Genomic DNA, 11,450 nt, shown 5'->3' with positions numbered 1-11,450 from the left:
AGCGGGAACAGCTTGTCGTGCATCAGGTCGCGGCTGACGAAGGCGCGCAGGCCCGGATCCTCGCGGTACCACGGGTCGAGCAGCATCAGCGCGTCGTAGACCAACGCGTCGAGGTTCTTGTAGTCGGCCGTCGGGTCGGTGCCGTAGCTGACCTTCGCGGGATCGGCCCCCGAGTCCATCACGTGGGTGTCGGCCTCGGTGCGGATCTTGTGCAGCCAGCCGATGTTCACGTCCTGCAGCAGCGGGTTGGCGACGAGGTCGGTCGCCACGGCGGCGCTCGTGCCGTGGAAGCCAACCAGCATGCGGTCCAGCGCTTGGCGCTGCACGATGGCATCGCGCACGCGGGCTTGAAAGTCAGGGAACTTGGCCCAGGCGTCGAGCTTCGCGTAGGTGATGTGCGTGTCGAAATCGGTCTTCACGCAGGTGTAGCCTTTGGCGTCCAGCGTGCTGATGTCGCGCGTGGAACGATCGGTGGTGACTGTGTTCGTCCGGCTGGCGACGGGGCCGGAGACGCCGAGGCCGAGCTTCTCGCCCTGCAGCTCCCGCACGCCGATCATGTTGATCGACTTGAGGAAGGCGCTGGACTCCTGGATCTTGGTCTCCAGGGTCTGCTGCACCGTCGGCGAGACGGTGAACTTCTGGCTGGCGTCGGCCACGCCGTTGAGCGAGGCGAGGCGGCTGAGGTATTCGGTGACCGCCCGGCGGGTTTCGTTGCGCATGAGTGCTCCGTTTGTGGGATGAGGTGGCTGCGGGCGATTCAGCAGTCGGTCTGCTGGGCGGTGTTGCCACCCGTGGCCGGCGGGCGTTGGTGGTGGCGTTGGGAGTCGGTGGTGTCGAGTTGCTTGACCAGGTCGGCGTGTGCGGCTTCCAACTTGGTGAACTTGCCCAGCAGTTCGTCGAGCGCCTTGGCCGTGTCTGCGTGGGCGGTGGCCTGCACGCCAAACTGCTCGGAGACAGCATCGAGGGCGTCGGTCACCGCCCCGAAGCGCTCGTCGTCGCCCTTGGACTTGCTGCTGAAGCGCCCGACCAGGGCTTTCAAGTGCTCGCTGAACTTCTGCGCGGTGGTGTCGTCGGCGACGGGCTCGAAGGCCATCTCGACCGCTTCGCCTGCCGAGAACAGGCAGTCGGCGCTGCTCTTGCGGCCCGCAAAGGGATTGGCCGTCGGATGCTGCGAGGCGAAGCTCAGGATCTCTGTGCCCAGGCTTGCCGGCGAGTCCGTCACGGCCAGGCCGGTCAGGTAGGCCTCGCCGGTATCGGCGAACTTCGGGTTCACCTCGATCGAGGTGTAGATCTTCTGCTTGGCCTTGGTGGTCATGGCCACCAGGTCGGGCAGGGGCTCGATGGTGGCGAACAGTGCCAGCTTGCCGTCTTCGACCGGTTGGGCCTCGAGGCCGAGCACATCGCCATAAGCGCGGAGCGAGCTGTCGGGATACAGGCCGCGCAGGTGCTCCATCCAGATGCGTGCGCCGTACTTCTTCGGGTCGTAGTTGGCGGCCATCTGCTCGATCCACGAGCGCTCGATCTTGCGGCCGTCGGTGGTCGCGCCTTCGGTGGCGACCCGGAACTGCTTGGCCTTGAACTTCTTCGGTTGAGTGGCGGTGGACATGGCTGCCTTTTCGGTGGTCGGTCGGCGTCGTGCGGACGGCGTGGTTGACGAGTGGCGTCATCGTGGCCGCACGTTTGGACCGGCTCAAGGCCGCAAACGTCAGCTGGGCGACTGCTGCCCGGACGCGGGTCGCGCGCGCGTGGGAGCGTGCCCACACTGCCCGCCATGACCGATGCCGACATCCCTGCCGACACCGCGGAGTACCTGGCCGCAGGCCCCGCACCGGTGGCGGCAGGTGAGCCTGCCGAGCCTGGCTGCGCGGAGGAGGGCGCGAGGGCACGTGCCCTGAGCACCGCCCGGCACCTGTACTGGCAGGGCTGGCGGGTGTCGTCGATCGCGGAGTTCCTGGGGCTGCCGCGAACGACCGTGCAGACCTGGAAGGAAGCCGAGAAGTGGCACGAGGCGCAACCACTGGATCGCGTGGAAGGCGCACTCGAGGCGCGTCTGGTGCAGCTCATCGTCAAGGACGACAAGACCGGCGGCGACTTCAAGGAGATTGATCTGCTCGGGCGCCAGATCGAGCGCACGGCGCGCGTGCGGCGCTATGAGGCGACCGGGAAGGAGGGCGACCTCAACCCGAACATCGAGCGGCGCAACGAGGCCCCGAAACGCAAACCGCAGCGCAACCACTTCGACGAGGAAGCGATCGAGAAGGTCGAGGTGGCGTTCCGCGACTCGCTGTTCGGTCATCAGAAGATCTGGCTGCGCAACGGTCACGAGCGCACGCGGATGATCCTCAAGAGCCGGCAGATCGGGGCGACCTGGTACTTCGCTCGCGAGGCGCTGGTCGACGCCATCACCACGGGCCGGAACCAGATCTTCCTGTCGGCCAGCAAGGCGCAGGCGCACGTCTTCAAGAGCTACATCCAGACCTTCGCAGCCGAGGCCTGCGGCGTGGAGCTGCAGGGCGACCCGATCAAGCTGAGCAACAACGCCGAGCTGATCTTCCTGGGCACGAATGCGCGCACGGCACAGGGCTTCCACGGCAACTTTTACTTCGACGAGTTCTTCTGGGTCCACGGCTTCGAGGAGCTGAACAAGGTCGCCTCCGGCATGGCGCTGCACAAGCAGTGGCGCAAGACCTACTTCTCGACGCCCAGCAGCATCCAGCACCAAGCCCACGCGATGTGGAGCGGCGACCGCTTCAACAAGCGCCGGCCCGCCGCAGAGCGCATCCAGCTCAACGTGTCGCACGAGCGGCTCGCCGGCGGCTTCACCGGCGAGGACCGGGTGTGGCGCAACATCGTCACGATCATCGACGCACTCAACAGTGGGTGCGACCTGTTCGACCTGGACGAGCTGCGGTTGGAGTACTCGACCGACGAGTTCGCCAACCTGCTGATGTGCGAGTTCATCGACGACACGCAGAGCGTGTTCCCGATGGCGGAGCTGCAGCGCTGCATGGTCGACAGCTGGGAGGCCTGGAGCGACATCAAGCCATTCGCGACGCGGCCCTACGGATACCGACCGGTCTGGGTCGGCTACGACCCGAGCCACACGGGCGACACGGCCGGCTGCGTGGTGCTGGCACCGCCCTCGGCGCCGGGCGGCAAGTTCCGTGTGCTCGAACGGCACCAGTTTCGTGGCATGGACTTCGAGGCCCAGGCCGAGGCCATCCGCAAGCTGACCGAGCGCTACAACGTGCAGTACGTCGGCATCGACACCACGGGCCTCGGCCAGGGCGTCTACCAGTGCGTGCTGAAGTTCTTCCCGGCAGCCAAGGCAATCAACTACAGCCTCGAAGTGAAGACCGGCCTGGTGCTGAAGGCGAAGAGCGTCATCACCAAGGGCCGGCTGGAGTTCGACGCCGGGATGACCGACCTGGCCCACGCCTTCCTGTCCATCCGCAAGGTGCTCACGGCCAGCGGACGCAGCGTCACTTTCGAGGCCGGTCGCACCGATGAAACAGGCCACGCCGATCTGGCGTGGGCCTGCATGCATGCCCTTTCCAACGAAGCGCTCGACGGCGAGATGACCGGCTCACGCGCCATTCTTGAGATCTCATGATGACCACCTCTGATTTTCCCAACGCCGCGGTCGAGACGCGGTCGAAGGCTTCGGCGCCACCGGCGGCACACGCCGAAGCCTTCACCTTCGGCAACCCCGTGCCGGTGCTTGACGGCAACGAGCTGCTCGACTACGTGGAGGCCTGGTTCAATGGACGCTGGTACGAGCCACCGGTGAGCCTGGACGGCCTGGCCAAGTCGATGCGCGCGAGCACCCATCACGCTTCGTCGCTGTACTTCAAGCGCAATGTGCTGTGCTCGACCTTCGTCCCGCACCGGCTGTTGAGCCGCGAGGCCTTCGGCGCCTTCGTGTTGGACTTCCTCACCTTCGGCAACGCCTACCTCGAGCGGCGGCGCGCGCTGACGGGGCGGGCGTTGTCGCTGAAGCATGCCTTGGCGAAGTACATGCGGCGCGGCCAGGATCTGGACACCTACTTCTTCGTGCGGGGCTGGCGCGATGAGCACGAGTTTCCTCCCGGCGAGGTGCTTCACCTGCGCGAGGCCGACGTGCATCAGGAGGTGTATGGCCTGCCCGAGTACCTCAGCGCGCTGCAGTCGGCCTGGCTGAACGAAAGCGCCACGCTGTTCCGCCGGCGCTACTACAACAACGGCAGCCACGCGGGCTTCATCCTCTACATCAGCGACCCAGCCCAGCAACAGGACGACATCGACGCGATTCGCACGGCGCTGAAAGAGGCCAAGGGCCCGGGAAATTTCAGGAACCTCTTTCTCTACAGCCCCAACGGCAAGAAGGACGGCATCCAGCTCATCCCCGTGAGCGAGGTGGCCGCGAAGGACGAGTTCCTCAGCATCAAGAACGTCAGTCGCGACGACGTGCTGGCGGCGCACCGGATCCCACCGCAGTTGCTGGGCATCATCCCGAGCAATGCCGGTGGCTTTGGTGACGTGGCGAAGGCGACGCTGGTCTTCTGCCGCAACGAGATCCAGCCGCTGCAGGAGCGCCTGCGCGCACTGAACGACTGGATCGGCGAAGAGGTGATCCGCTTCGTCCCCTACGAGCTYCCAACCACTGGCGCGGCCGACGCTGGCGCCTGAGCTTTTTCCCCCAACGCAGTACCCAATGGCCCTTCCCATCATCCCGTGGATCGGCGGCAAGCGCCGCCTCGCCGAGACCCTCCTGCATCGATTCCCATCGCACCAGTGCTACGTCGAGCTGTTCGCTGGCGGCGCGGCGCTGTTCTTCATGAGGCCACCCGCCGACGTGGAGGTGATCAACGACGTGAACGGCGACCTGGTCAACCTCTACCGGGTCGTGAAGCATCACCTCGAGGAATTCGTGCGGCAATTCAAGTGGGCGCTGTCGAGCCGTCAGGTGTTCAAGTGGACCCAGGCCACGCCCACCGAGACCCTGACCGACATCCAGCGCGCCGCGCGCTTCTTCTACCTGCAGCAGCAGGCCTTCGGTGGCAAGGTCGATGGCCAGACGTGGGGCACCGCCACCACCGCGCCGCCGATCAACCTGCTGCGGATCGAAGAGAACCTCAGCGCAGCCCATCTGAGGCTCTCAGGCGCCTACGTTGAGCAGCTGCCCTGGGATCGGTGCTTCGATCGCTACGACAGGCCACACACGCTGTTTTACGCGGACCCGCCTTACTGGCAGACCGAGGGCTATGGCGTCGGCTTCGAGTGGGCGCAGTACGAACTGCTCGCCGCCAAGATGCGCGGCACCCGGGGCAAGGTGATCGTCAGCCTCAACGACCATCCGGATGTGCGGCGCTGTTTCGGGGACTTCCAGATGGAGGCGCTGGAGATCGACTACACGGTCGGCGGCGGGGGCAGGCCGGCAAGACGTGGCGAGTTGATCATCTACAGCTGGGACCGCGAGGCCGAGCCGGCTGGGCTGTTTTGACCACAACAAGAAAGACGGGCGCCGCGAGAAATCTCAAACGGCGCCCGTGAAGACCGGTGCGGGGAGGGAGGAGGGAGGATGGCGTCGCTCGGGAAAAGTGAGCGCGCCTGCACCGGCCGGGTTGGATTCTAAGGGTGGGCTGACTCGGCCAGAGTTGCGTAAGTTCTATGCAGCGTTGCTAGTACGGCAATGCAATGCCTCGCTCTGCGCAAATTCGCTCGAAGTAAGTCTGCGCATCAGATAGTTGCTCTTGCAAATCCTGAATTTCTCCAGCCAAGTCCCCTAGCTCTCCGGCATTAAGCAGACGTCCCATTTTCTCCGCCTGCTGCTGCAACGTGTACAACGTGTCGCCTTGTACAACGACACCGGGGTACATTCTTTCCGGCAACTGCACGACCGCAAAGTTGACCGGCGGGCTCAGAAGATCGACTTGAGTGACCATGACTTTCTCACTTACTGGCGCTTGAAAGAAAAGATTCATCGATCAGTCGTCCCACAGGTACCGGCAGGACGGTTTTCTCTGTTTCAGCCATTTGAAATCAACCTCTGGGTATTCAGTCGCCATTGATCGATTTCACCTATTTGCAACTGTGATCAAGCCGGTCACCCAAACGTGGATCGGGGATTGAAGCTGTTAGCGACTCCCGACTTGTCGTAGAAACGCTCCACCTCATCCTTGGGAAACTGAGAGAACCTTGCTGAATGCAAGCTTTGACACTTGAGGATGGGCAGAAGTGATCCGTCTGGGGGGCAAACGCCAAACAATTGAAGATGCTTCAGCTTATGAAGCTTGGCAATCGGCTCAAGTGATTCAATCTCTTGACGCCGCCCTGCGCTGTCCCAAGCGGGGGAAGTTTCAAACGAAAGTGTTTCAAGAGTGGCACAGGCTGCCAGTGGCGACAGCTCGGAAATATTCGGCATGTTCGTTATCGCCAAGAATTTCAGTTTCGTTAGAGTCGACAGGAACTGTAGAGTATTATCGGGCAGCGTACCTATAATCAACTCTTCGAGTTCACTGAATTCCGCAAGACGTGCAAGGGTTTTATATTTGCAGTGCCATACTCTCAAGCTTTTCACACCGGCAGTTGCCGTGTCAGCAGGGAAGCTTGTCGCCTTATCTCGCATGAGGTCTAGTTTCACTTGAATCCTTAGTGGATCATTCCCAATAACCATCCGTCAGCCCACCGCGCAGCGGCAGCAGCCCAGTCCCGGTCGGGCGCAATTGAGTTGTACGCATTCTCAAATTGAGGGTTTCTATTCATGATAGCCTGTTCAACGGCCCGCGCCTGGTCCCTGGTTAGAGGAGAGCTTGTCAGTTGAAGCAACTCGTCAAAGCGATCTCCATGCTTACAAGCTCTTGCCGCTATGTCTTTGCTTATGCCGACGTATACGGGTGTTCCGGCGCGCATACCAAGATAAACGTTGGTGTTCAGCGTTTGAGCCACTCTGCCCGGAAAACTTGCGGTTGGTGATAGGGCGCCCGGCGTTCCCGTGGCCATACCGAGCCCAATCTCAGAGGCGATAACAGTGCCACCAACCAACGATTCTACAGAGATCCCCAACACCTCGGCCAGTGGGATCAGAATTGGGCAAACCGGGCAGAGTCCCGACGGGTCATTCAACGAAAGGGGGTTTGCCCCGGCATAGAGATAGGTATTGATTCCACCTCGAAGGTTAACGGGGTCGCTGGATGTGTAGCGCCCTGTTGCCGGGTCATAGTAGCGGTTCCAGTTGTAATGATACCCATGCTCTTGATCGAAGTATTGCCCAGCGAACCGCAGATTCAGCTTCAATCCTGTTTCGATTGGTGCACCGCCGCCAAATGGATCCGACACCCATCGCCACAACACGTCGCCGTTAGGCGCGCTCACGAGACGGGGCGTGCCGAGTTGGTCCGTGTAGACCTGATTGACTTGGCTGTTGGCACCGGCGGACATGCCGACCAGAGTTGGGTAGCCATCAGCCTCCGCCGGAAGCCAGATGTACTCTTTGAGGGTCTGTCCAGTCTTATCGAGTTCCGCCAGCAGTTCGCCTGAGGGCCCGTAGACAAAGTGCGTTTTCGCCCCGTTGGGCATCACCTTGGTGACGCGCTGGTTCAGCCCATTGAGCAAGTAGGTCGTTGTGCCTCCGGCGTTGGTCACACCGGTCATACGCCCATAGGCATCGAGCGAGAAGTTGTTGACCCCGTCAGTGATGGCGTACTGGCTCGTCAACAGCCAAGAGCGAGGCGTCGGACCGGGCACCGTTTCCAGAAAATTGCTGCCTTGCGTATACCCGTACGTGTAGTCCGTTCCGTTGACTCTGTGCGTCTTCCGATTACCGTTCAGGTCGTAGAGGTACGCTTGGTCGCTGGGCTTGCCCTTGGCATCGAGGCCTTTGTAGCTGTTCACCCGGCCGGCCAGGTCGTGGCCGAAGGTCTGGTTGTAGTCGGCGTTGCCTGAGTCGGTGATCGTCTCCAGACGATTCATCCCGTCGTAACCCAGGGTTTGCGTAGCGCTGCCAAGCGTGTAGCCGTCTACCAAGCCATCCTTGTCGCGCGTTCGCAGGTAGGTGGCACCGCTCACCCACGCCCAACCTTCCACCATGCCCAACGGGTGCTGCGTAACGCCGGTGATGAAGTCCGCGTCGTTCACCTTGACGCTACGCAACTGTCCATTGGCGTACGCATAGCTGACAACGCGGCCCGAGGGATAGGTAACGCTGGTCAGTTTGCCCCGTGTGTGGCCGAAGCCGGCGCCGATTGACAGGCCATCGAACTTGCGCGTGATGCCGCTGAGTTCACCGTTCTTGTCGTAGGTAAGGCTCGTCGCGCCGCTGTAGTCCTGCAGCCCGGTCAGCCGGCCTTTTGCGTTGGCACCTTCGTCGTAAGTGAAGCCGACTGAGGGCGAGCCTGTCACCGAACGCGACTTGATCCGGTTCAGTTCGTCATAGCCGAGTTGCTCGGTGATGAGTCTGAAGTCGGTCTTCGTCTTGACGTTGCCGGCGGCATCGGGCTGCTGCAGGACGATGTTGCCATCCGTGGCTGGCAACGACATCGACTTCACGTCGCCTAACAGATTCAGGTCCAGGGTCGACTGATAGCCATTGCCATCCTCGACTTGCCAAACTTGGTCGGCAATGTCGTACTTGGAGGTGATGGTCCCAGCGTCTGTCTGGGTGAGAGTCTTAGCTCGGCTCAGCGCGTCGTAACCGACGTTCACCGAGAGCGCGCCCGGCCCAATGACGTCGGTCAGGCTGCYGGTTAGGTTGTGAAGAACCGTGCTGCTCTTCTTGTGGCCATTGGTGATGGTTGCCACCTGACGCAGATCGTCGAAGGTCGCGCCATAGGTCATTACGACGTTGTTACTCGCGTCGTAGACGTCTCTCCTCGTGATGTTGCCCTCAGGATCCAGCTTGTAGTGAATGCGGGCGCCATCGTTGAGCTTGATGTCGGTGAGCCGATGCGCGTCGTCATAGACATAGGTCGCCGAGCGCTTGGACGGAAGCGTCAGCGTCTGCAACTGCCCGACGTTGTCATAGTCATATTGCGTGAGCAGTCCATTGCGCGTGACGGTGTGGAGGCGATACCTAAGGTCGTAGCGAAATTCGACGATCACCCCGTTTGAATCCTTGACGTCCAGCGGATTGCCCAGTGCGTCGTAGGTGAGGAAGGTCGTCGTGTGGCCGGCCGCGTTGGTCACCGTTTTCAGCTGCCCGGGGTACGCCTCGTCAGCTTTGTAGTAGGTGAACTTGGTGATGTCGGCGACGTCGCTGCGTGGGCCGTCCTCCTCCATCACCCGCCCGAAGTCGTCGGTCTTGTAGGTCCAAGTGCGCGACTGGTTCTTTTGGGTGTCGGTGATCGTGTAGCTGGCCAAGCCCGCTGTGACGGGGTCATAGTCGACCTTGACCTCAAGTGCCCCACGAGTCAGCTTGCTCAACAGCCGCCAGCGCGGGTGCCATTCAAACTTGGTGTCGATCACCTTCCCATCTTCGACGTACTCCTGTCGCCAGTACTCGTTGTCCCGGTCGTCAAAGTGCGAGTAGCGCTCGTGATCGAGAAAATCTTTGACGTAGCCAATCTGGCCGCGATAGGTCCATTCGATCTCTTTGGCCGTCGGGTTCGCGACGCAGGGCCTATCCGCGGAAGTGCTGCGCACTGTGCCCCCTTCGACTGCCATCTTGTAGGTAGCCGGTGCCGCAGTACCGAACGTCACCTTCGACTCTGTGATCGCCCCATCTTCAATGGTGTAGTCAACCTTGGTCTTCTCGGTGTGAAGCGCGTGTTCGGTTGCCACGGCCATGCCGTTCGCGGCGTAGGTAATGGTGGCGTACCGAATACCTTTTTCGTCCTTGATGCCGGTCATCGCATGCGGTTGTGACACGCCAGACGTGTAGGCAGCTTCGTTGTACAGATGGCGAACGATCTTGGTGTCCGGATAGGTAATCGTTGTCAGGTTGTCCTGCGTGTCGTATCCATACTTGTAGACGCGCTGAGCAGGATCCTTCACCTCTGTAATGCGAAAGAGACTGTCCTGCGTGAAGGTCATCCGCTGGCCGAAGTTGTCTTCGGCGTAGTCGAGTTTGCCGGATGTCTTGTAGTGGACCGTGAAGGTCTGCCCTGAGCGGGCGGTCACGCTCACCAGTCGCCCGGTCGTGTCGTATCGCTCAACGCTGTCATCGTCAGGAAAGTACCGCCAACCTGTGACCTGTCCATCCGACCCAAAGTCCTTTTGCAGGCCTTCTCGTATATCGGAGGGGCTGCCGAAATATATGACGTGGTCGACCTCTTCCTTCTCAACGAAAGTGATCAATTCGCCATGAGGACGCACCACGATTGCCGTGCCACCGACATCGGGAGGAATTACGATCCTGCGATCGAGATGACTGGTCCATCCCGCGCCGAAGTATCCGCCGCCGCCCTGGCTGTTGTAAGTTCGCTCCAGGAACATTTCGAAGCCGCTGGCTTCGAAGTCTTTTTCAATCTGGAAATTGTTGCCCGTTGCTTGATTGATTGGGTCGCCAACGGGACAGTGGTCAGGGACTCCGCGATTTTTTTCAGGCAGAACGATCTTTGGATCGTAGTCGCAGGTTAGCGCGAGCGTATCCAGGAACCATTCACCACTATTTATCAATGCAAAGCGATCCGGATCAGAGGGCGCGTAGCCAGAAGGGCAGGCGACAGTACCGTATGGAAGGCCACCATAGCCTACAGGGATTTGCCCTTCGTACCACTCCACCTGTATTGAACTGGCAGAGGATTCCCCGCCAAGGATATAGGTGTCCTCACTGAGGACTGCGCCCTTTAGAGGAACCGAGCCGGACTCTTCATGAAACGGAGAGGGGTAGTCGCAAGATGCCTTGTCGGCCTGCATCCACTGGCTCGCGACCGATGCTGAAGAACCCGAGAAGTCGGCGTACTCACCGCAAATTGCTGCGTGCCGCGCCTCAAAATGGGTGACGACCACAGAAGGCGGCACCCTGATGACCGAGGGGGCGTGTTGTGCAGCCTTCCGCTGACCGGCGCCTCTCTGAACTGCCGAAGCAGCACTTGAAGCCGGCTCCTGCTGATCGGAACCGCCGCAAGACGCAAGAATGAGCAACGTGGCGCTGATCAGCGCACGCAATAAGACGTTCAAGAGCTTCTCCCTGGCACTTCGTTGTAGTCGAGAGTTCACGCGCCAGGCCTGTCGACTCGTCCCTCACCTCAGACGGTTGACCAGAAGCCGCTGACTTGCCCTTACTGGGGCGACGCGACAAACTCACATAAGACATCCACTGCAGCGTCATTTGTAGCAGGGAAGCCAACCAACTTGGCACCTAGTCTTAGGGGCTACAAATGAAGGATGACATCGCCGAGCTGTCGTGGAGCGGGCTTCCGATCCGGGCGATGCCTTCAGCGCGCGCTCGGGACCCCGCCCCGCCCGGCCGCTTCGTGGGTCGGTTGCGACGGCACTGTCGAGCGATCGACGTTCCCCCGGGGGAACAGCGC

The 11,450-nt window shown here is 61.3% G+C and carries 8 protein-coding genes; 3 read left to right on the top strand and 5 right to left on the bottom strand.

What is annotated here, in order from left to right:
• Together AC1DYI_RS16540 and AC1DYI_RS16535 are read right to left on the bottom strand one after the other, a co-directional pair.
• Positions 1 to 719: phage major capsid protein, P2 family (locus AC1DYI_RS16540; RefSeq protein WP_477205225.1), on the bottom strand; the 719-nt coding region annotated here is incomplete at its 3' end.
• Between the two features lie 38 nt (positions 720 to 757).
• Positions 758 to 1,606 (bottom strand): GPO family capsid scaffolding protein, encoded by an 849-nt coding sequence (locus AC1DYI_RS16535; RefSeq protein ID WP_477205224.1) that lies wholly within the window; start codon positions 1,604 to 1,606, stop codon positions 758 to 760.
• A gap of 165 nt (positions 1,607 to 1,771) precedes the next feature.
• Between AC1DYI_RS16535 and AC1DYI_RS16530 the strand changes: the two genes are divergently transcribed.
• From AC1DYI_RS16530 to AC1DYI_RS16520, 3 genes are read left to right on the top strand one after another with little or no spacing between them, the layout of a single operon-like run.
• Entirely contained in the window at positions 1,772 to 3,613 is a 1,842-nt protein-coding gene (locus tag AC1DYI_RS16530; RefSeq protein WP_477205223.1) for a terminase large subunit domain-containing protein, read from the top strand.
• Entirely contained in the window at positions 3,613 to 4,668 is a 1,056-nt protein-coding gene (locus AC1DYI_RS16525; protein WP_477205222.1) for a phage portal protein, read from the top strand. The genes AC1DYI_RS16530 and AC1DYI_RS16525 overlap by 1 nt, the downstream gene beginning before the upstream one ends.
• A gap of 25 nt (positions 4,669 to 4,693) precedes the next feature.
• Entirely contained in the window at positions 4,694 to 5,482 is a 789-nt protein-coding gene (locus tag AC1DYI_RS16520; RefSeq protein WP_477205221.1) for a DNA adenine methylase, read from the top strand.
• 178 nt (positions 5,483 to 5,660) lie between these two features.
• Here the strand turns inward: AC1DYI_RS16520 and AC1DYI_RS16515 are convergent, their stop codons facing one another.
• The 3 genes from AC1DYI_RS16515 to AC1DYI_RS16505 form a co-directional block, all read right to left on the bottom strand.
• Positions 5,661 to 5,963, bottom strand: coding sequence for a DUF6959 family protein (locus AC1DYI_RS16515; protein WP_477205220.1), 303 nt, complete (start codon positions 5,961 to 5,963; stop codon positions 5,661 to 5,663).
• A 122-nt stretch (positions 5,964 to 6,085) separates the two neighbouring features.
• Positions 6,086 to 6,622 (bottom strand): hypothetical protein, encoded by a 537-nt coding sequence (locus AC1DYI_RS16510; protein ID WP_477205219.1) that lies wholly within the window; start codon positions 6,620 to 6,622, stop codon positions 6,086 to 6,088.
• Positions 6,623 to 6,630: 8 nt separating this feature from the next.
• On the bottom strand, positions 6,631 to 11,097 hold the full coding sequence (locus AC1DYI_RS16505) for an RHS repeat-associated core domain-containing protein (RefSeq protein WP_477205218.1): 4,467 nt from the start codon (positions 11,095 to 11,097) through the stop codon (positions 6,631 to 6,633).
• Between the last annotated feature and the right edge of the window lie 353 nt (positions 11,098 to 11,450).

The sequence above is a fragment of the Ideonella sp. P3_A4 genome (assembly GCF_056403075.1).
This window is presented reverse-complemented; position numbering and strand designations above follow the sequence as displayed.

Bases quoted from the DNA above. Each gene is read 5' to 3' on its own strand.
- AC1DYI_RS16515 (WP_477205220.1), bottom strand. From the start codon at position 5,963: ATGAATCTTTTCTTTCAAGCGCCAGTAAGTGAGAAAGTCATGGTCACT.
- AC1DYI_RS16535 (WP_477205224.1), bottom strand. From the start codon at position 1,606: ATGTCCACCGCCACTCAACCGAAGAAGTTCAAGGCCAAGCAGTTCCGG.
- AC1DYI_RS16530 (WP_477205223.1), top strand. From the start codon at position 1,772: ATGACCGATGCCGACATCCCTGCCGACACCGCGGAGTACCTGGCCGCA.
- AC1DYI_RS16520 (WP_477205221.1), top strand. From the start codon at position 4,694: ATGGCCCTTCCCATCATCCCGTGGATCGGCGGCAAGCGCCGCCTCGCC.